Annotated in this window: 16 protein-coding genes; 10 read left to right on the top strand and 6 right to left on the bottom strand. The window is 73.7% G+C overall.

What is annotated here, in order from left to right:
- The first annotated feature begins 69 nt into the window (after positions 1-69).
- Genes ACFC8N_RS09085 through ACFC8N_RS09095 form a run of 3 tightly spaced genes read left to right on the top strand, consistent with a single transcriptional unit; the run spans position 70 to position 3,450 of the window.
- The gene (locus ACFC8N_RS09085; RefSeq protein ID WP_071382145.1) at positions 70-336 is read left to right on the top strand and encodes a DUF2530 domain-containing protein; all 267 of its coding nucleotides are present in this window, start codon (positions 70-72) and stop codon (positions 334-336) included.
- 16 nt (positions 337-352) lie between these two features.
- Positions 353-2,749, top strand: a complete 2,397-nt coding sequence (locus ACFC8N_RS09090; protein ID WP_376287613.1) for an HAD-IC family P-type ATPase — start codon at positions 353-355, stop codon at positions 2,747-2,749.
- A 59-nt stretch (positions 2,750-2,808) separates the two neighbouring features.
- Positions 2,809-3,450 (top strand): HAD family hydrolase, encoded by a 642-nt coding sequence (locus ACFC8N_RS09095; protein WP_356020210.1) that lies wholly within the window; start codon positions 2,809-2,811, stop codon positions 3,448-3,450.
- A 194-nt stretch (positions 3,451-3,644) separates the two neighbouring features.
- On the opposite strand, the gene ACFC8N_RS09100 is transcribed toward ACFC8N_RS09095, so the two are convergent.
- The 3 genes from ACFC8N_RS09100 to ACFC8N_RS09110 all read right to left on the bottom strand — a co-directional run bounded on the left by ACFC8N_RS09100 (position 3,645) and on the right by ACFC8N_RS09110 (position 9,054).
- Entirely contained in the window at positions 3,645-6,785 is a 3,141-nt protein-coding gene (locus tag ACFC8N_RS09100; RefSeq protein WP_376287615.1) for a sacsin N-terminal ATP-binding-like domain-containing protein, read from the bottom strand.
- Positions 6,786-6,888: 103 nt separating this feature from the next.
- Entirely contained in the window at positions 6,889-7,860 is a 972-nt protein-coding gene (locus ACFC8N_RS09105) for an esterase/lipase family protein (protein ID WP_376287617.1), read from the bottom strand.
- Between the two features lie 267 nt (positions 7,861-8,127).
- Positions 8,128-9,054, bottom strand: coding sequence for a DUF3027 domain-containing protein (locus tag ACFC8N_RS09110; RefSeq protein ID WP_356020217.1), 927 nt, complete (start codon positions 9,052-9,054; stop codon positions 8,128-8,130).
- A 261-nt stretch (positions 9,055-9,315) separates the two neighbouring features.
- Between ACFC8N_RS09110 and ACFC8N_RS09115 the strand changes: the two genes are divergently transcribed.
- The 4 genes from ACFC8N_RS09115 (at position 9,316) to ACFC8N_RS09130 (ending at position 12,866) form a co-directional block, all read left to right on the top strand.
- Positions 9,316-10,719: an MFS transporter gene (locus tag ACFC8N_RS09115; protein ID WP_356020220.1), complete on the top strand. Its 1,404-nt coding sequence runs from the start codon at positions 9,316-9,318 to the stop codon at positions 10,717-10,719.
- A gap of 62 nt (positions 10,720-10,781) precedes the next feature.
- Complete coding sequence (locus ACFC8N_RS09120) at positions 10,782-11,261, top strand: DUF2771 domain-containing protein (RefSeq protein ID WP_362816793.1); 480 nt, start codon at positions 10,782-10,784, stop codon at positions 11,259-11,261.
- A complete protein-coding gene (locus ACFC8N_RS09125; RefSeq protein WP_376287620.1) occupies positions 11,231-12,019 on the top strand; it encodes a futalosine hydrolase in 789 nt (262 codons plus the stop codon). The genes ACFC8N_RS09120 and ACFC8N_RS09125 overlap by 31 nt, the downstream gene beginning before the upstream one ends.
- Positions 12,006-12,866 carry a 1,4-dihydroxy-6-naphthoate synthase gene (locus ACFC8N_RS09130; protein ID WP_356020227.1) on the top strand — a complete coding sequence of 287 codons (861 nt, stop codon included), beginning with the start codon at positions 12,006-12,008 and terminating at the stop codon, positions 12,864-12,866. Before ACFC8N_RS09125 ends, ACFC8N_RS09130 begins: the two co-directional genes overlap by 14 nt.
- Before the next feature lie 201 nt (positions 12,867-13,067).
- Here the strand turns inward: ACFC8N_RS09130 and ACFC8N_RS09135 are convergent, their stop codons facing one another.
- Positions 13,068-13,451, bottom strand: a complete 384-nt coding sequence (locus ACFC8N_RS09135) for a cold-shock protein (RefSeq protein WP_353598846.1) — start codon at positions 13,449-13,451, stop codon at positions 13,068-13,070.
- Between the two features lie 186 nt (positions 13,452-13,637).
- Between ACFC8N_RS09135 and ACFC8N_RS09140 the strand changes: the two genes are divergently transcribed.
- Positions 13,638-13,895 (top strand): hypothetical protein, encoded by a 258-nt coding sequence (locus ACFC8N_RS09140; RefSeq protein WP_356020229.1) that lies wholly within the window; start codon positions 13,638-13,640, stop codon positions 13,893-13,895.
- Here the strand turns inward: ACFC8N_RS09140 and ACFC8N_RS09145 are convergent.
- Both ACFC8N_RS09145 and ACFC8N_RS09150 read right to left on the bottom strand, forming a co-directional pair.
- Positions 13,865-14,488 carry an HAD family hydrolase gene (locus ACFC8N_RS09145; RefSeq protein ID WP_356020231.1) on the bottom strand — a complete coding sequence of 208 codons (624 nt, stop codon included), beginning with the start codon at positions 14,486-14,488 and terminating at the stop codon, positions 13,865-13,867. The two genes, ACFC8N_RS09140 and ACFC8N_RS09145, sit on opposite strands and share 31 nt — an antisense overlap.
- 51 nt (positions 14,489-14,539) lie before the next feature.
- Positions 14,540-15,616, bottom strand: coding sequence for a hypothetical protein (locus ACFC8N_RS09150; protein WP_376287622.1), 1,077 nt, complete (start codon positions 15,614-15,616; stop codon positions 14,540-14,542).
- Positions 15,617-15,726: 110 nt separating this feature from the next.
- Between ACFC8N_RS09150 and ACFC8N_RS09155 the strand changes: the two genes are divergently transcribed.
- Positions 15,727-18,291 carry a helicase C-terminal domain-containing protein gene (locus tag ACFC8N_RS09155; RefSeq protein ID WP_376287624.1) on the top strand — a complete coding sequence of 855 codons (2,565 nt, stop codon included), beginning with the start codon at positions 15,727-15,729 and terminating at the stop codon, positions 18,289-18,291.
- 78 nt (positions 18,292-18,369) lie between these two features.
- Positions 18,370-20,013, top strand: a complete 1,644-nt coding sequence (locus tag ACFC8N_RS09160; protein ID WP_356020238.1) for a DNA repair helicase XPB — start codon at positions 18,370-18,372, stop codon at positions 20,011-20,013.
- Position 20,014 lies beyond the last annotated feature (1 nt).

The raw sequence follows: 20,014 nt of genomic DNA on the forward strand, positions 1-20,014 counted from the left end.
CAGTATGAACGTATGAGTGCTAGATCGCTATCTCCGCGCGTAGACACCGGCGGCGCTTAAGCTGTGCGCATGGCCAAATGGACCCCGAAGCACGAGGCACCGGAGCCCCTGGAGGGCCCCGTGGTCGCCACCATCACCGGCGGCACGATCGTGTGGTTCGTGCTCTTCCTGGTCCAGCTGCCGTTCTACGGCTGGTTCCACGACCACGGTCACCTGTGGTGGCTGTGGACCTGCCTGGCCGGAGGCGGACTGGGGCTGATCGGGATCTGGTACGTCAGGAAGCGCGACGCCGCGATCAAGCGGGCGGCGGCGCTGAAGGCGACGACGCCGAAGTAGCCGTACCGTCGATGACATGACCCACATAGACGCGGGCGCCGAACTCGACCCCGTGCATCCGGTGGCCCTGCCGATGACCAGGCCGGCCGGGCTGACCGGTGCCGAGGTGGCGGACCGCGTCAGGCGCGGGCAGGTCAACGACGTTCCCGTGCGCAGCAGCCGGTCGCTCGGCGAGATCGTGCGGGCCAACGTCTTCACCCGGTTCAACGCGATCATCGGCGTGCTCTGGGTGATCATGCTGTGCGTCGCGCCGATCCAGGACAGCCTGTTCGGCTTCGTGATCCTCGCCAACACCGGAATCGGCATCGTCCAGGAGTGGCGGGCCAAGCAGACCCTCGACTCGCTCGCGGTGATCGGCGAGGCCAGACCGACCGTGCGCAGGGACGGGGCGGCCGTCGAGATCGCGACCGGCGAGATCGTGCTCGGCGATCTGATCGAGATCGGCCCCGGGGACAAGATCGTCGTGGACGGGGTGTGCGCCGAGGCCGACGGGCTGGAGATCGACGAGTCGCTGCTCACCGGCGAGGCCGACCCCGTCGTCAAACGCTCCGGCGACCCGGTCATGTCCGGCAGCTTCGTGGTCGCGGGCGGCGGTGCCTTCCAGGCCGCCAAGGTCGGCCGCGAGGCCTACGCCGCCCAGCTCGCCGAGGAGGCCTCCCGCTTCACACTGGTCCACTCCGAGCTGCGCACCGGCATCTCCACGATCCTCAAGTACGTCACCTGGATGATGGTCCCGGCGGCCGTCGGGCTCGTCATCACCCAGCTCGTCGTCAAGAGCAACGACGTCAAGGACGCGGTGGCCCGCACCGTCGGCGGCATCGTCCCGATGGTCCCCGAGGGACTGGTGCTGCTCACCTCCGTCGCCTTCGCGATCGGCGTGATCCGGCTGGGCCGCAAGCAGTGCCTGGTGCAGGAGCTCCCGGCCATCGAGGGGCTGGCCCGCATCGACACCGTCTGCCTGGACAAGACCGGCACCCTCACCGAGGGCGGCATGGACGTCACCCGGCTCAGGATCCTCGACGGCTACGACGAGACGTACGTGCGCAAGGTCCTCGGCGCGCTCGGCGAGTCCGACCCGCGCCCCAACGCCTCCCTCCAGGCGATCATCGACGCCTACCCCGACAGCGAGGAGTGGCGCTGTGTCGAGTCGCTGCCGTTCTCCTCGGCCCGCAAGTACAGCGGGGCCGCGTTCAGCGAGGGCGACGGCGAGACCAGCACCTGGCTGCTGGGCGCCCCCGACGTCCTCCTCACCGACGGCGACCCGGCCCTGACCGACACCGAGCGGCTCAACGAGCAGGGGCTGCGGGTGCTGCTGCTGGCCCGCGCCGCGCGCGACCTGGACGACACCGAGCCGGCCCGCGGCGCCCGCGCCGCCGCCCTCGTCGTACTCGAACAGCGGCTGCGGCCGGACGCGGCCGACACCCTGCGCTACTTCGCCGAGCAGGACGTCCGCGCCAAGGTCATCTCCGGGGACAACGCGGTCTCGGTCGGCGCGGTCGCGGCCAAGCTGGGCCTGGAGGGTACGGCGGTGGACGCGCGACGGCTGCCCGGCGACGCGGCGGGGATGGCGCGGGCGCTGGACTCCGGGACCGTCTTCGGGCGGGTCACCCCGCAGCAGAAGCGGGACATGGTGGGCGCGCTCCAGTCCGACGGGCACACGGTCGCGATGACCGGCGACGGCGTGAACGACGTGCTCGCGCTGAAGGACGCCGACATCGGGGTCGCCATGGGCTCCGGCTCGGAGGCGACGCGCGCGGTGGCGCAGATCGTGCTGCTGGACAACAGCTTCGCGAGCCTGCCGTCGGTCGTCGCCGAGGGGCGCCGGGTGATCGGCAACATCACGCGCGTGGCGACGCTGTTCCTGGTGAAGACCGTGTACTCCGTGCTGCTGGCGGTGCTCGTGGTCTGCTGGCAGGTCGAATACCCCTTCCTCCCACGCCACTTGACCATGCTCTCCACCCTCACCATCGGCGTCCCCGCCTTCTTCCTGGCCCTCGCCCCCAACAAGGAGCGCGCGAAACCCCATTTCGTCCGGCGGGTGATGCGGTACTCGATCCCGGGTGGCGTGATGTGCGGCGCGGCGACCTTCGTGACGTACCTGATCGCCCGTCACCACTACGGCGGCAGCGGCGAGCTGGGCGCCGAGACCAGCGCGGCCACGCTGACGCTGTTCCTGATCTCCATGTGGATCCTGGCGATCGTCGCCCGGCCCTACACCTGGTGGCGGGTGACCCTGGTGGCCGCGATGGGCGTGGCGTTCCTGGTGGTCCTGGTCGTCCCGGCCCTGCAGAGCTTCTTCGCGCTGAAACTGGTGGGCGTGGCCATGCCGTGGACCGCCGTCGGCATCGCGGTGGTGGCGGCGGCCGCCCTGGAGTGGATCTGGAAGTGGGTGGACCGGCGGTTTCCTGTATAGACGTAGGCGGCGGGGCTTTCGTGTGACCGGACGGCACGTGGGGCGCATAGGCTCTCAGGGTGCTGGAGACCATCGTGTTCGACATCGGAGAGACGATCACTCGGGACGACCGTTACTGGGGCTCGTGGGCGGACTGGCTCGATGTCCCGAGACACACACTGTCCGCTCTGGTCGGCGCTGTCGTCGCGCGAGGCCAGGACAACGCAGAAGCACTACGGATGCTGCGCCCGGGGATCGACGTCGCCGCCGAGTACCGCGCCCGGGAGGCAGCCGGTCACGGTGAACACCTGGACGAGACCGACCTGTATCCAGATGTCCGGCCCGCGCTGTCGGCCCTTCGGGAGCAGGGCGTGCGGGTGATCGTCGCCGGGAACCAGACGCCTCGCGCGGGGGAGCTGCTGCGCGGCCTGGATCTCCCGGCGGACCTCGTCGTCACCTCCGGGGAGTGGGGTGTCGCAAAACCTCAACCGGAGTTCTTCCAACGGGTGTTGGAGGTGGCGCACGCCGCGCCGGACGCGACTCTGTACGTCGGTGACCATCCCGTCAACGACGTGTTCCCGGCGAAGGCAGCCGGGCTGCGCGCCGCGCACATCCGCCGCGGCCCGTGGGGACACCTGTGGGCGGACGACGCCGACGTCGTCGCGGCTGCCGACTGGCGGATCGACAGCCTGGCCCAGCTCACCGCCATCGTCGCCGGCTGAGCCCGCTGGAGCCGAGACGCCCGCACGCCCCCGTGGCAGCCAGTGCCGCTGCTGGTCGTCAAGGTACTGAGAAGCGCACGAGAACAGCCTTGCCCCCGGCAGACGGGGTCCCATGGCGACCGCAGGGTCAGGGTCGCGTCCACAGAACGCCCGTCCCGTCGGTGTCCCGCACGACGCCGGCGGGTGGGGCATGCTCAGTCGAACCAGCGGTCCCTCGCCAGTTCCTCCGTCCTGGACGGGTCCTCCAGCAGGGCTGCGACCTCGAAGCGGCGTGGCCACTGGCCCGACGCCCACGCCAGGCCGGCCGCCACGCCCTCCAGCGTGGCCGCGTGCAGCACGCCGTCGTCGGTGAGCCGCCAGTCGATCTCCACACCGTCCACGAGGAGTTCCTCGTGCTCGACGTACGTCTGCGGGGTGCGTGCTCCGAGCAGGACGCGCACCGGGTCCGGTACGTCGTGCTCGGTGCCCTCCGAGTGGACCGCGCCGGTGACGGACTCGCTCAGCCGCCGCACCTGGAACAGCTCCGCCAGCTCGGCGGCCCGGGCCGGGCGGACCGGCAGCAGGGGCACGCCGGAGGTGAAGGGCAGCAGGTCGGGGGAGTCGACGACCACGGCGTCGGCGGCGTCCACGACCTCCACCTGCCCGTCGGCCACGGCCCGCAGCTCGTCCGGCAGGGTCACCTGCTCGGGGTCCAGGTCCGCCAACGCGCCGTACAGGCCGTGCAGTTGGGCGGACGAGACGGGGCGTTCGGGATCGGCCAGGCGGTCCAGCAGTTCGGCGGCACCGCCCGGCTCGTCCAGCAGGGCCGCGACCGAGGTGCGTACACCGAGGGCGCGCAGCACCTGCTCGTCCTCGAACCCGGTCGCGTCGGCCTCGTCGTACAGGCCGTGCAGGAGCGGGTCGCCGCCGGCCGCGAGGAGGCCGGCGGGGCGACGGCCGTCGAGGACGGGGTGGCCGCGCAGCCACCACGCCGTGTACGGCCGTACGACCTCGTGCGTGCCGTCGGGCAGCAGGATGCGGACCGGCTGGGTCAGGGCGTCCCGCAGTGGCGGCTGGGCGAGGAGGGCGAGGGCCTCGGGCCAGTGGGCGTCGTCCACGAGGTCCAGGTCGCGCACGGCGATCAGCTCGGTGGCGACCGGCGGGACGGGGCTGTCGGGGAAGCGGTCGAGGATGTCCTCGCACCACACGTCGACGGCGTCGAGCAGCCCGGCGTCGTCGGGCTCGGCGAAGTCGCCGTCCCGGGGCTCCAGTTCGTCCGGGTCGAGGACGACGTCGGCGGCGCGGACCAGCGCGAAGTTCGCGAGCACCCCGCAGGCGGTCAGCGGCTGTTCACCCCACTTGTCCGCCATGTCGGCGTCCACGGCGGCGAGTTCGCCCTCGCGGATCACGCGGGCGAAGGCGCTGCCGGGCAGGACCAGCTCACCGGCCGGGGCCAGTTCGCCGTCCTCGTCGGGCAGGGCGAGCGCGCCGAGCCAGGGCTCGTCACCGGGCTCCAGCCCCGCGTCGCGCACCAACGCCAGGACGGTGTCGGCCAGTTCCTCGGCGTCCGGCGCGTCCTCCTCCCAGCCCAGTGCCCCCTCCTCGTCCAGCGAGGCGGCGACGGCGGCCCGCACCTGCGGGGTGGTGAGCACCGCGCGCGGGCTCGCGGGCAGCGCGCCCAGCTTCTCCAGCAGCGGGTGCGCGGCGCCCTCGTGGGCGACCTTCAGCCCGAGCCGGCCGAGGACTTCGGGGTCGATCCGCGCGGCGTCCGGGGTGGGCAGGAGGACCTGCCGGGGGCCGATGGCCGTACGGCCGTCGGTGAGCGGCACCGGCAGCCCGGAGAGCCGGTCGGGGTCGACCCCGGCGAGGCTGTCGTAGAGCCGCCACCACCAGTCGGGGTCCTTCTCCAGCCCGGCGAGGCGGTCGACGGCGTCGGCGAGGGACAGCCGGGCGACGCCCAGGCTGCGCAGCTCGGAACGTCGTTCCAGACCCGCGGGCAGCAGGGTGGGCAGCACCTCGGCGAGCACCCGGACGGTGTCCGCCCCGGCGCCCTCCACGATCTCCGCGTCCCGGGGCCGCAGCACCTCGGGCAGCTCGTCCTCGCCGCTCGGCGCGAGCGCCGGGGGCAGGAAGGCGGTGCGCGGCAGCCGCTCCAGCACGGCCTGCCGCAGGGCACCGTCCAGCGCGCCCTTGCCCAGCGGGCCGGGCACGAGGTCGATGATCCCGCCCGTCACCGGCCGCCAGGCGGCGAGGAGTTCGGTGTACGCGTCGGCCGCGCGCTGCACCAGGAAGTCGGTGAGCGGGCCGGGGGCCGCGTGCCGGCGGGTGGTGTCGAGCGGGAAAGAGGCGATGAGCAGGGCCGGGACGCCGAGCGGCTCGTCGCTCGGGGTGGGCGCGTGCACGACGGGCGCGGTGCGCGGCCGCACGGGCCGCCCGGCCTCGTCCTCGGGCACCGCCCAGGTCACGGACCAGTGGGGCCGCAGCCGCTCCTCCACGGGCCGGTCGGCGAGCAGGTCGGCGGCGAGCGCGCCGTGGGCGGAGACGCTGCGCCACCGCGTCGTGCCCTCCCGCGAGTCCTCCACGACGGTGACGGCGCCGTCGGCGGCACTGGTACGGCGGCGCAGGACGCGCGGCTCCCGGCCGTCGACCTCGATGACGACCTCCGCGAGGCCCGGCAGGGCGAGGAGCAGCGCGTCGTCCACGGCGTCGAGGAGCCGCTCGGCGAGGTCCGCGGCGGCCGTGTCCCGCAGCGGCAGGATGACGGCGGTGTCGTACGACTCCGGCGCGGTGCCCTCGGCGGCGAACGGCAGCCGGAGCAGCGGCACATGGCCGTCGCGGCGCCGGACCTCGTCGCCCAGCCCCGGGCTGTGCCGGGCGGTCTCGGCGGCCAGCTCCCGCGCCTCGGCGAGCGACCAGCGCACCCCGCCGTGACGTCCCACGATCGCGGGCTCGTCCGTCACCGCGATGACGGCGGCGAACCCGACGCCGAACCGGCCCACGGCGCTGCGGGCGCCCTCGGCGTCCCGCTTGGCGGAGGCCCGCAGCGTGGACAGCGACTCGACACCGGCGGCGTCCAGCGGGGCACCGGTGTTGGCGGCGACGAGGACGCCGCCCTGGAGGGTGAGCCGCAGCCGGCCCGGGGCGTGCGCACGTGCGGCGGCGTCGGCGGCGTTCTGCGCCAGCTCCACGACCAGCCGGTCCCGGTAGCCGCCCAGGACCAGGTCCTCCTCGGCGTTGGCGTCCTCCCGGAACCGGGCGGGGCTGGTGGCCCAGGCGTCGAGCACACCGCGCCGCAGCCGGGCGGTGCCGAAGGGGTCGGCGCCCTCGGCCGCCGGCCGCACGTACTTGCTGCTCACGTTCACTCTCCACCTCGTCGCTGTGAGGACGAAGGTACAGCGCGCACGGGGTGGCCGGGGCCCGGGTGGCGGGCGGCAGGGCGGCGGGCCCGGGCCGGTCGCCTCAGCCGCCGAGCACGGGCAGGGAGAGGTGGCAGTCGACGGGCCGCGCGTGGGCGGGGTCGAGGGCGTCGCGCACGAGTTGGGCGGCGTTGGCGTCGTACGCGAGCGAGACGTGCTCGGAGAGGTCCTGCGGGCAGACGTCCTGGATCAGGATGTTCTTGACGGTCGCGCCCGGTCCCGGGGTCAGGAACTGGTGGGTGTACGGGGTGACGACCTCGTCGAGCCGGGTGGTGATGACGGTGTAGGCGACGCCGGGCTGGGTGTCCCCGCCCCGGTCCAGGGCCGTGTTCACGTCGGAGCCGACCATCTGGTCCGCGTAGGCCTGGCCGAGGAGGAGCGAGACGGGCTGGTTGAGGCCCAGCTCGGTGGTGAGGGTGCCGAGTCCGGAGGCGGTCGTGCCGTGGTTGGACGGCGCCAGTCCGATGAGGCTGTGCACCTTGTTCCGCCGCGGATGCGCGGGATCCGTGCCGCCCGCGAACCGCAGGTACCAGCGGGGCGTCAGACCGCCGCCCTGGGAGTGCCCGACGAGGTCGACCTGGTCGGCGCCGGTGGCCTTGAGCACGCGGTCGACATAGGCGGCGATCTGCCCGGCGGAGACCGGGACGTGCGCGGTGCCCTTGAGCGGACTGCCCGGTGCCCCGCCGTAGTTGACGGCGAAGACGCAGTAGCCCAGCTGCTTCAGGTACGGGGCCATGAGGCCCCAGTCGTCATGGGCGTTCGCCCAGGTCCCGTGGACCAGGACGACCGGGCGCGGATGCGTGCGCGTCGGCTTGCAGCTCCAGTCGTCGGCGCCGGCCGGCGCCGACTCCGGCCGGACGAGCCCCTCGATCGCCGCCAGCGGGAAGGCGAGGAGCCGCCCGTGCGGTGCCGGGGGCGGGGGCCCGGCGGCCGCGGCCGCCGTCCCCTGAAGACCCAGGGCCAGCGAAAGGGCCGCGAGCCCCGCACCGACCGCCGACCACCTGATGCGCCGCATTGCACCACTCCTCGCCTCAAGGCCGGCCTAGTGCCGACGCGGCGATGATCGAAGAGCGGGGCGCCCCGCGGAGGGCCGGAGCGGACACGTCACCCCTTATGGAGCAGCGCGTTTCATCCGGTCAGCGCCCGGAAAGAGCGACCGTAAGCGATCGATTCGTCACTTTTCGCCTCCGGGAACAACTGCGTCCCCGGAGGCCGCCGTTGGGCAGCGCCCGGATCAGCAGCGGCCCGGGGCAGGAGCGGCCCGGGTCAAGAGCGGCCCGGGTCAGGAGTGGCCCAGCTCCGCCGTCTCCTCGTCGGACGTCTCCGGGACCGAGCCCGAGTCGCGGGCGGGGCGCAGCGGGAAGGCGTCGACCTTCGTCTCGTCGATGACCGGCGGGGCCACCTGCGGGGGCTTCGGCATGACCGCGGCCTCGGAGTGGGCGCCGCAGCCGTAGGCGAGGGAGACCACGCGGCCGTCGGCCGGGGCGAACTCGTTGGCGCACACGCCGAAGGCCTGGCCCAGCGAGCCGCCGACCGGGGCGAGGAAGCCGCAGGTCATGCACGTGGCCGGGGCCGCCTGGGCCATCGGGGTCCGCGCGCCGAAGGCCTCGTCCCAGCGGTCGGCCGCGGTGTGCAGGCCGTAGCGGGACAGGACGCGGGCGCGGCGCATGCCCAGTTCCTCGGCGACCGAGGCGATCGAGCCGCGGGAGGGGACCGTGAGCTGGACGGCCGGGGCGCCCGGGGTGACCTCGGCGTCCTCCGCGTCCGCCAGCTCCTCCATCTCGTGGGAGACCAGCGCGTTCGGCGGCGGCTCCTCCTCGGCCGTGTAGCCGGGCTCCAGGCGCAGGTCCTCCTGGTCCGTGGGCAGCAGGTCGCCCGGGCCGAGGTCGCCGGGGCGCAGCCGCTCGCTCCAGGGCACCCATTCAGGGGCGAGGAGGGCGTCGGGGCCGGGGAGCAGGACGGCCTCGTCGAGTGTGACGATCTTGGCACGGGAGGCGCGGGCCACGGTCACCGCCCAGCGCCAGCCGCGGTAGCCCAGCTCCTTGCACTCGAAGAAGTGGGTGACAACGCGGTCGCCCTCGGACACCAGGCCGGTGTGTTCACCGACCACACCGGGTGCGGCGGCCTCCTCGGCGGCGGCGCGGGCGAGGTCGACCGCCTCCGCGCACAGACGGTCGGGGGTGCGGCTTCGCGTTGTCGCTGCGCTCACAGGTATCGCTTCTCTCCTACGCCGTCTCACGTGTGGGCCTGCCTCCGGCGGGCCTGCCGACGGAGCGGACCGTAGGACCGCATCGACGTCTGCATCCGCGCGCTGGGCGCACCTCTGCCATCCATTCTGCGTTATGGCTGAGATACGCACGCTACACCGAACGGGATTCGTGGGTTTTTCCCACCCGCCCGCACACCCGGCCCCCCGTCCACACACCCGACTCGCCCGGCCTCGCACTATCGGCCCGCTTCTCGGGGCACTATGAACGTCGTGGCAGCCGCGGACAAGGCGAGTGGTCGTGGCGGCGGAGCGGCCCGCGTCGGCGGGGCCGCCCGCTCCGTCGGGCGTGCCCTGCACTTCCCCGTCACCGGTGCCGCCCGCGGCATCCGCCGGGCCACGCACGCCCAGGGCGCGGGCGAGTCCGGGCTGGGCAAGCTGATCGAGCTGCACGCGGTGAACGGCGCGGGCGACGTGATGGTCACCGTGGCGCTCGCCTCCACCGTGTTCTTCTCCGTGCCCACCGACGAGGCACGCGGGCGTGTCGCGCTGTACCTCGCCATCACCATGGCGCCCTTCACCGTCCTCGCCCCGGTCATCGGCCCGCTCCTGGACCGGCTGCCGCACGGCCGGCGCGCCGCGATGGCCGCGGCCATGCTGGCCCGCGCCCTGCTCGCGCTGATCATCTCGGGTGCGGTGGCGAGCGGCGGCCTGGAGCTGTACCCGGCCGCACTGGGCGTGCTGGTCGCGTCCAAGGCGTACGGCGTGGTCCGCAGCGCCGTCGTGCCGCGGCTGCTGCCGCCCCGCTTCTCGCTCGTGAAGGCCAACTCCCGGGTCACCCTCGCCGGTCTGCTGGCCACCGGCGCCGCCGCGCCGGTGGCGGCAGGGCTGCACAGGATCGGGGATCCCTGGCCGCTCTACGGCGCCTTCGTGATCTTCGTCGCGGGAACGTTCCTGTCGTTCACCCTGCCGCACAAGGTGGACTCGGCCAAGGGCGAGGACCGGGCGCTGCTCGCGGCCGACGAGGAGCATCTGCGGGGGCCACTCAGGAACCAGCGGGCGAAGCGGCCGGGGCTGCGGACCGTGGGCCCCGCCGTCACGCACGCGCTCGGCGCCAACGCGGCCCTGCGCTGTCTGTCCGGCTTCCTGATCTTCTTCCTCGCGTTCCTGCTCCGCGAGCACCCGCTGACCGGGGAGAGCGCGGCGGTCTCGCTGGGCATCGTCGGCGTCGCCGCCGGCGTGGGCAACGCCCTCGGAACGGCGGTCGGGAACTGGCTGAGATCGCGCGCCCCGGAGATCATCATCGTGACCGTCGTCGCCGTGGTGCTCGGCACCGCGGTCGTGGCCGCCGTGTTCTTCGGCGCGTTCCTGGTGGCCTGCCTCGCCGCGGTCGCCGGGTTCGCCCAGGCCCTCGCCAAGCTGGCCCTGGACGCGCTGATCCAGCGGGACGTGCCCGAGCAGGTGCGCACCTCGGCCTTCGCCCGCTCCGAGACGCTGCTCCAGATGGCCTGGGTGTTCGGCGGCGCGGTCGGCATCGTGCTGCCGCTCGACGGCACCGTCGGCCTGCTGATCGGCGCCGCGTTCGTCGCCGTCGGCTGGCTCACCACGCTGCGCGGACTGCTCGCCTCCGCCCGCCACGGAGGCCGTCCCAGGGCCCGCGTGGCGTAACGAACCGGGCACGCCGTACCCCACGTGGCCGGACGGCTCCGGGCGCCCGATAGCCTTCGGCCATGACCACGCTGCAATCCGCTGTGCGACGCCGCCGCGCCGTCGCCGCCGCCGGCGCCGTTTCCGCCGGACTGCTTCTGCTGACGGCCTGCGAGAAGCCGACGCCCGTCGCGACGATCACCGTCGGACGAAGCTCGGTCAACTCCGAGGCACTCTGCTACAACGACGGCAACACGCTGGACAACAAGTCGCTCGCGAAGTGCGCCAAGAAGATCAACGACGTCAAGTCGATCACGGTCGACACGGACGACACCGTCCGCTTCGGCGTCGACCCGAAGATCGCCGACGCGGGCTGGGTCATCCTGGTGAACGGCCGCCAGTTCACCGACTCCAGCAAGAAGACGTACCGGACGATCCCGGGCAGCGCGTTCTTCAACGCCCAGTACGGCACCCAGGGCGACACCAACACGGTCTCCATCCAGATGGGCGCCACCAGCCCGGGCAAGGGCCTGTGGGCCTTCAAGCTGAAGAAGGCCTCCTGACCACGTCTTCCACGCCTGCCGCGCGCATCCTCGTCGCCACCGCCGTCCCCGCCGAACGGGACGCGGTGGCACGGGCGTTCCGCCCGCCGGACTCCCCCGTCGAGCAGGTCGGCCTGCCCGGCGCGGAGCTGACGCGTACGGCGCATTCGGCGCGTACGGCCGGAGTCTGGGACCTGCTCGCCGCCGGGGTCGGACCGGCGCGCGCCGCCGCCTCCGTCGCCGCCGCGCTCACCGCGGCCCGGCTCGCCGGCACCCCCTACGACCTGGTCGTCTCGGCCGGGATCGGCGGCGGCTTCCCGCCCGGCGCCCCCGTCGGCTCGCTCGTCGTCGCCGACCGGATCACCGTCGCCGACCTGGGCGCCCAGACCGCCGACGGCTTCCTCCCGGTCACCGAACTCGGCTTCGGCGCCATCCACCACGACCCGCCGAGATCACTCGTACGGGTTGCCTGCCAGGCCACCGGCGCCCCCGCCGGCACGATCCTCACCGTCTCCACCGTCACCGGCTCCGCCGCCCGCACGGCCGAACTGCGCACCCGGCACCCCCGCGCGCTCGCCGAGGGCATGGAGGGCTTCGGGGTGGCGGAGGCGGCCGACGCGCACGGGACGGCCGTCCTGGAGATCCGCGCGGTCTCCAACCCGGTCGGCCCGCGCGACCGCGCCGCGTGGCGCATCGGCGACGCCCTCGCCGCCCTCACCGAGGCGTTCGGGAAGCTCGCCCCCGCATTGGAGAGTTGGAACCGACATGACGACCAGTGAGCAGCAGCAGACGCTGAAGATCGCGTACTCCCCCTGCCCGAACGACACCTTCGTCTTCGACGCCCTCGCCCACGGCCGCGTCCCCGGCGCCCCCGCGCTGGACGTGACGTTCGCCGACATCGACATCACCAACGGCATGGCCGAGCGCGGCGAGTTCGACGTGCTGAAGGTGTCGTACGCCGTCCTGCCGTACGTCCTCGGCGAGTACGCCCTGCTGCCGTGCGGCGGCGCGCTGGGCCGGGGCTGCGGGCCGCTGGTCCTCACGCGCGAGGCGGACGCGGACCTGACGGGCCGCACCGTCGCGGTCCCGAGCGAGAGGTCGACGGCGTACCTGCTCTTCCGCCTCTGGGCGGCGGACACCCTCCCGGGCGGGGTCGGCGAGATCGTGGTCATGCCGTTCCACGAGATCATGCCGGCCGTGCGGGACGGCAAGGTGGACGCCGGGCTGGTCATCCACGAGGCCCGCTTCACGTACCAGAACTACGGGCTGCACAAGCTCGCCGACATGGGCGAGCACTGGGAGCACACCACCGGGCTGCCCATCCCGCTGGGCGCGATCATCGCCAAGCGCTCGCTGGGCGCGGACACGCTGACGCGGCTCGCCGGGTCCGTGCGCACCTCCGTGCGGGCCGCCTGGGACGACCCCGAGGCCTCCCGGCCGTACGTCATGGCCCACGCCCAGGAGATGGACCCGGCCGTCGCCGACCAGCACATCGGCCTCTACGTCAACGAGTTCACCGCCGACCTCGGCGAGGACGGCTACGCCGCGATCCGCGGCCTGCTCACACGCGCGGCGGCCGAGGGGCTGCTGCCCGCACTCCCGCCCGAGGCGCTCTCGTTCCCCTGACGCACGACTTTCCCTGACGCACGGCCGCGACGGAGTCCGGCACAGCCGTCCGCGGCCCCCGCAGCGGCGCAAGGGCGGCGGACGAAAGCGGCGCCGCGATCCGCGGACCGCTCACACGTGCGGCGGCCGAGGGGCTTGTTCCGCCCCTCGGCCCGGATGCGCTCGTTTTTCCCTGAGGTTCCCTGAGGTTTCCCCGAGGTCTCACACGTCCAGCTGGTCGGCGACCGCGCGGAGCAGGCCGGCGATCTTCTTGCCGGAGACCTTGTCCGGGTAGCGGCCCTTCTCCAGCATCGGCGTGATGTTCTCCAGAAGGGTCGTCAGGTCCTGCACGATCGAGGCCAGTTCGTCCGGCTTCTTGCGCTGGGCCGCCGCGACCGACGGGGTCGGGTCGAGCACCGTCACCGAGAGCGCCTGGTCACCGCGCTGACCGGCGACGACGCCGAACTCCACACGCTGTCCCGGCTTGAGTACGTCGACTCCGGCGGGGAGAACCGAGGAATGGACGAAGACGTCACCGCCGTCGTCGCGGGAGAGAAAGCCGAAGCCCTTCTCGCTGTTGAACCACTTGACCTTGCCGGTAGGCACGTCTGTCCTCGTCCTCGTATCTCGTCGGGAAAACTACTTCGGAAACGGCTCTCGATAGCACGCGAGCGGGTCGACCGTGACCCGCTGCTACCTAGCGATACCAAGTGCTACCAAGGCTAATGCTCTTCGGGCGGGTGACAAGACGTCCCCCGGTTGTTCACCGTGGCTGGGAACTACCCTGGTCCGGTGCGTGACAAAACCCAAACGAATTCCGCCGGGCCCGGCGACCGACTGGTCCGGGCCGGTGCCGTCGTGTTCTTCATCGGCGCGCTGGCCACCCTCGTCACGGTGACCCCGCTGTTCCTCGGCGCGACGCCTTTCCCGACCTACATGTACCTGCTGAGCATGCTCATGGGCGTCGGATTCCTGCTCGCCGGCGCCGGTCTGGTGCGGTCGGTGGCGGTCGGCCGGCGTCAGGCGCGGGCCGCGGCCGCCGAGCGGTAGCCGTCGAACCACTCCGGGAACGCGGACAGGTCGTCCAGGACGACGTCCGCGCCCGCGGCGCGCAGTTCCTCCGCCGAGCAGGGCCCGGTGGCCACGGCGAGGGACAGCGCGTCCGCCGTGCGCGCCCCACGCACGTCCCCGACGTGATCACCGACGTACACATGCGCGCCGTACTCGCGCAGCGCCTCCGCCTTCCGCTCGGCCCACAGGTCGCCCACGACCACGTCGGGCTCGATGCCGAGGTGCGCGAGGTGCAGCTTGGCGTTCGGCTCGTACTTCGCCGTGACGACCATGGTCCGCCCGCCGGCCGCCCGTACGGTCTCCATCGCTTCCCTCGCGCCTGCCATGGCGGGGGTCGCGGCGATGGCGATCGTCGGGTACATCGACCGGTACAGGTCCGCCATCGCCGGGATCCGCTCCTCGGGGAACCAGTTGACCAGCTCCTCCGCGAGCGGCGGCCCGAGCCGCGTCACCGCCAGGTCGGCGTCGATGTACGTCCCGGTCCGCTCCGCCAGCGCCAGGTAGCAGGCGCGGATGCCGGGGCGCGAGTCGATGAGCGTCATGTCGAGGTCGAAGCCGACGGTGAGAGTCATGTCGCCCATTGTGCCGGGTGCGTACGAGCGCACCGAAGGGGCGAGGGGAACTCAGCCGCGCCGCTGCGACCGCCACACCAGGAACAACGCCGACGCCACCGCCGCGCCCCGGACCACCCACGGCCACGTCCCCGCGACCGCGTCCCCCATGTGCCCCTGCGCGATCGGCTGACCCCAGCGGCCGTCCTGCCGCCCCCACAGCCACACCAGGCCCGCCGCCACCGCCGCGCCCGGCAGGATCATCACGGCCGTCTTCGTCTCCGCGGCGGTCAGCCTGCGCGAACCGTAGGCGATCACCCAGCCGAGCAGCAGCGCGAACCAGTTGCCGAGCACCGCGCCGGCGACCAGCGCGGCGGCGGCCAGCAGCAGGAGGGGGTTGGTCCAGCCGGCGGCGGGGCCCAGGGGCAGCAGGCGGCGGCGCCCGGCGGACGCATCCTCCTCGGCGGCCTCCGGCGCTTCCTCCTCGGCCTCCTGCTCCTTCTTCGACTCCTCGGCGGCCGTCTCCTTCTGCGGCCGCCGGAGCATCTCCGGGATCTCCACACCGCCCACGAACCCCGGCACGGAGTCGGTCCCGGCGCCGCTGAAGGGGGTGTCGCCGGTCCGCCACCACTCGGGCTGGGGGAGGTCGTCCCCGAAGTCGTACGCCGGGCCGGGGCGCGCCGGGGACGACGGCGCCTCGCGCGGGACGGACGGGCCCTCGGGCCCGGGGTCGGCGGGGCGGGGGCGGGAACGGGGGCGGGGTACGACCCGGCGCAGGCCCTTCGGCCGTCCCGCGCCCTCGGCGGCACCACCGGCGCCGTCCCCGGCCGCCGGCTTCGGCGGCCGCTTCCGCACGCGCGGCGCGGGCTGTACGGGTACGGCGGCGGCGGGCGGCTGCGGCATACCGCCGGCGCCGCCGGACGTTCCGCCCGCCGCCTCGACCACGTCGTCCGGGCTGCCGAGCCGGTCCAGGATGCGGCGGACGGCGGCGGGCGAGTCCACCGTCACCCTGGCCCGGTGCCGGTCGATCTCGTTGCGCAGCTCCGAGACCAGCCGCATGCGCGTGGACGACGGCAACTGCCGTTGCTGAGCGATGTCTCCGACACGGCTCAGGTACTCGTAGACGACCTTGTCACTCTCGATCCCCAACGGAACCCCTCCGGGGCGACGGTGTGGAAACCCCGCTGAGGACGGTACCGCCTGGCCGCCCTCCCCCGGTTCACTCGGCGGGAACGGACGCACCCGCTACCGTGGGTCAGATGAGCCAAGCGGCCCGACCAGCTCCCCGTTCCCTCGCGGAAGCGTTGCGCGCCAGGGACGACGCCTCGCTGTCCGCGCTCCTGCGCAGCCGTCCCGACCTCATCACGCCGGTGCCGACCGACCTCACCCAGCTCGCCACCCGGGCCGGCACCCGCGCCTCGGTGCTGCGCGCGCTGGAGCGGCTGGACCGGTTCGCGCTCCAGACGGCGGAGGCGCTGGCCGTGGCCCCGGACCCGGCGTCGTACACCACGCTGCTCGGGCTGATGGCAGGCGACGCGGCCGACGAGAGCGTGACCGCCGCGCTGCCGAGGGCCGTCGCCACCCTGCGCGAGCAGGCCCTGGTGTGGGGCGACGACAAGCGGCTGCGGCTCGTGCGGACCGCCCGTGAACTCCTCGCCCCCGCCCCGCAGCACCCCTCCCCGACCGGGCTCGGCCCGTCCGTGCAGGAGGCGACGTCGGGCATGTCGCCTGGCCGGATACAGGAGATCGTGACGACGGCCGGGCTGCCGTCGACGCACGACGCGGTGTCCGCCGTGGCCGGGCTCACCGCCCTGTTCGGTCACCGCAAGAAGATGGCCAGGCTGCTCGCCGGGGCCCCGGAGGCCGCCCTCGACGTGCTGCACCGGCTGGTGTGGGGGCCGCCGTACGGGCAGGTCACCGCCGATCCGGCCGCCCATCTGCGCTGGCTGCTGGACCGGGGCCTGCTGCTGCCGACCACCCCCGGCACGGTCGTACTCCCGCGTGAGGTGGCCCTGCACCTGCGCGAGGGCCGGGCCCACCGCACGCCGGAGCCGCTGCCGCCCGCCGTCGAACCGGCCGCCGCCCACAGCCCGCAGGTGGTGGACGCGACGGCGGCCGGGCAGGCGTACACCGCGCTCGCCACCGTCGAGGAGCTGCTGAAGGACTGGGACGAGGGCGGGCCGGGCGTGCTGCGGGCCGGCGGTCTGAGCGTGCGCGATCTGAAGCGGACGGCCGTCGCCCTGGACGTCTCCGAGCCGGTCGCCGCGTTCTGGGTGGAGCTGGCGTACGCGGCCGGTCTGATCGCCTCCGACGGCGAGGCCGACGAGCGGTACGCGGCCACGCCCGGCTACGACGAGTGGCTGGAGCGGCCCGCCGCCGAGCGCTGGTCCGCCCTCGCGGAGGCCTGGCTCGCGGGCACCCGCACGCCGGGGCTGGTCGGCGGGCGGGACGCGAAGGACCGTACGCTCTCCGCGCTCGGCCCGGGCCTGGACCGCTCGGCCGCCGCCGAGGTACGGCACCGGGTGCTGACCCTGCTGGCCGGGCTGCCGACCGGCACGGCGCCGGACACCGGGTCGGTGCTGAACCGGCTGCGCTGGGAACGGCCCCTGCGCGGGCCCCGGCAGGAGGGCGGCGAGGAGGACCTGCGCTCCCGGCTGGCCCGCTGGACGCTGTCGGAGGCGGAACTGCTGGGGATCACGGGACGGGGCGCGCTGTCGGCACAGGGGCGGGCGCTGCTCGGCGCGCCGGCGCCGGCGCCGACTCCGGTCGCCGAGGTTCCGGCGGGGCCGGGCGCCAGGCTGCCGGTCCACCACCACGCGCCCGGCCCCGCCCCGGCGCCGCTCTCGCCCGCCGAGCAGGCGGCGGCGACGGCGGCCGCCGCCCGCGTCCTCGCCCCGCTGCTGCCCGAGCCCCTGGACCACGTCCTGCTCCAGGCCGACCTGACGGCGGTGGCGCCGGGCCCGCTCCGGCGGCCGCTCGCCGACACGCTGGACGTGCTCGCGGACGTCGAGTCCAAGGGCGGGGCGACGGTCTACCGCTTCACGCCCGCCTCGGTGCGCCGCGCCCTGGACGCCGGCCGCACCGCCTCCGACCTGCACGCCTTCCTCACCGAGCACTCCCGCACGCCGGTCCCGCAGCCGCTCGCCTATCTGATCGACGACGTGGCCCGCAAACACGGCCATCTGCGGGTCGGCGCGGCCTCGGCGTACGTCCGCTGCGACGACGACGCCCTGCTGAACGAGATCCTGGCCGACAAGCGCGCCGCCGGTCTGCGGCTGCGCCGGCTGGCCCCGACCGTGCTGGCCGCCCAGTCCGACCCGGCGGCCCTGCTGGAGGGCCTGCGCGCGATGGGCTTCGCACCGGCCGCCGAGTCCGCCGAGGGCGACGTCCTGATCGCCCGCGCGCACGCCCACCGCACCCCGCCGCGCACGGCACCCGAGCCGGTCCCGGACGGCCCGCCGCCGCCCGACGCCACGCTCCTCGCGGCGGCGATCCGCGCGATCCGGGCGGGCGACCTGGCGGCCACCGCGCCACGCAAGCCCGCCGGTTCCGAGACCGGCACCGGGAGCAGGGCCCCGCTGGCGGGCGGCGAGCTGCCGCGCACCTCCTCCGCCGAGACCCTGGCCACCATGCAGGCCGCCGTCCTGACCGGCGAATCCCTCTGGATCGGCTACGTCAACGCCGAGGGCTCGGCCAGCCAGCGGGTCATCGCCCCGGTCCGCGTCGAGGGCGGCTTCGTCACGGCGTACGACCACACGGCGGACGAGGTACGGACGTACCCGCTGCACCGGATCACGGGGGTGGCGGAGCTGGCGGAGGACTGACCCGGTTCTGCGGGGGATGCGGCACACTGGACGTTTGGCCGACATGTACTCGGCCTGAGTGGAAAGGGTGTGCCGCGCGTGAACGGACCGCTGATCGTCCAGTCCGACAAGACCCTGCTCCTGGAAGTCGACCACGAGCGGGCCGACGACTGCCGACGGGCCATCGCGCCGTTCGCCGAGCTGGAGCGGGCGCCGGAGCACATCCACACCTACCGGGTCACGCCGCTCGGGCTGTGGAACGCGCGGGCGGCCGGGCACGACGCCGAGCAGGTCGTGGACGCGCTCGTGCAGTACAGCCGGTACCCGGTGCCGCACGCGCTGCTGGTCGACATCGCCGAGACCATGGACCGCTACGGTCGGCTGACCCTGTCCAAGCACCCCACCCACGGACTGGTCCTCACGAGCACCGACCGGCCCGTGCTGGAAGAGGTGCTGCGGTCCAAGCGGATCGTCCCGCTGGTGGGCGCCCGGATCGACCCGGACAGCGTCGCCGTGCACCCGTCCGAACGCGGGCAGATCAAGCAGGTACTGCTGAAACTGGGCTGGCCGGCCGAGGACCTCGCCGGGTACGTCGACGGCGAGGCGCACCCGATCGAGCTGCTGGAGGACGGCTGGGCGCTGCGGCCGTACCAGAAGCAGGCCGTGGAGAACTTCTGGCACGGCGGCAGCGGTGTGGTCGTCCTGCCGTGCGGTGCCGGAAAGACGCTGGTCGGGGCCGGGTCGATGGCCCAGGCGAAGTCGACGACCCTGATCCTCGTCACGAACACCGTCTCGGCCCGGCAGTGGAAGCACGAGCTGGTGAAGCGGACCTCCCTGACCGAGGACGAGATCGGCGAGTACAGCGGGACGCGCAAGGAGATCCGGCCGGTCACCATCGCCACGTACCAGGTGCTGACGACGCGGCGGAAGGGCGTCTATCCGCACCTGGAGCTCTTCGACTCCCGGGACTGGGGGCTGATCGTCTACGACGAGGTGCATCTGCTGCCGGCTCCCGTCTTCAAGTTCACGGCGGACCTTCAGGCCCGGCGCCGTCTCGGCCTGACGGCGACGCTGGTGCGCGAGGACGGCCGCGAGTCGGACGTCTTCTCGCTGATCGGCCCCAAGCGGTTCGACGCGCCCTGGAAGGAGATCGAGGCGCAGGGCTACATCGCGCCCGCCGACTGCGTCGAGGTGCGGGTCAACCTGACCGACTCCGAGCGGCTCGCGTACGCCACCGCCGAGACGGAGGAGAAGTACCGCTTCTGTGCGACAACGGACACCAAGCGGAAGGTCACCGAGGCGATCGTGCGCCGGTTCGCCGGGCAGCAGATCCTCGTCATCGGGCAGTACATCGACCAACTCGACGAGCTGGGCGAGCACTTGAACGCCCCGGTCATCAAGGGCGAGACCTCCAACGCCCAGCGCGAGAAGCTCTTCGACGCCTTCCGCGAGGGCGAGATCAGCGTGCTGGTCGTCTCGAAGGTCGCGAACTTCTCCATCGACCTGCCGGAGGCGACGGTCGCGATCCAGGTGTCCGGCACGTTCGGTTCGCGGCAGGAGGAGGCACAGCGGCTCGGCCGCGTGCTGCGCCCGAAGGCCGACGGCCACCAGGCCCACTTCTACTCGGTGGTCGCCCGCGACACGATCGACCAGGACTTCGCCGCCCACCGCCAGCGCTTCCTGGCGGAACAGGGCTACGCCTACCGCATCATGGACGCGGACGAGATCCTCGCGGAGGGCTGAG

Origin of the sequence: Streptomyces sp. NPDC055966, from assembly GCF_042269865.1 — a bacterium.
Taxonomy (GTDB): domain Bacteria; phylum Actinomycetota; class Actinomycetes; order Streptomycetales; family Streptomycetaceae; genus Streptomyces.

Bases quoted from the DNA above. Each gene is read 5' to 3' on its own strand.
- ACFC8N_RS09085 (WP_071382145.1), top strand. From the start codon at position 70: ATGGCCAAATGGACCCCGAAGCACGAGGCACCGGAGCCCCTGGAGGGC.
- ACFC8N_RS09090 (WP_376287613.1), top strand. From the start codon at position 353: ATGACCCACATAGACGCGGGCGCCGAACTCGACCCCGTGCATCCGGTG.
- ACFC8N_RS09105 (WP_376287617.1), bottom strand. From the start codon at position 7,860: ATGCGGCGCATCAGGTGGTCGGCGGTCGGTGCGGGGCTCGCGGCCCTT.
- ACFC8N_RS09115 (WP_356020220.1), top strand. From the start codon at position 9,316: ATGAACGTCGTGGCAGCCGCGGACAAGGCGAGTGGTCGTGGCGGCGGA.
- ACFC8N_RS09120 (WP_362816793.1), top strand. From the start codon at position 10,782: ATGACCACGCTGCAATCCGCTGTGCGACGCCGCCGCGCCGTCGCCGCC.
- ACFC8N_RS09130 (WP_356020227.1), top strand. From the start codon at position 12,006: ATGACGACCAGTGAGCAGCAGCAGACGCTGAAGATCGCGTACTCCCCC.
- ACFC8N_RS09145 (WP_356020231.1), bottom strand. From the start codon at position 14,488: ATGACTCTCACCGTCGGCTTCGACCTCGACATGACGCTCATCGACTCG.
- ACFC8N_RS09155 (WP_376287624.1), top strand. From the start codon at position 15,727: ATGAGCCAAGCGGCCCGACCAGCTCCCCGTTCCCTCGCGGAAGCGTTG.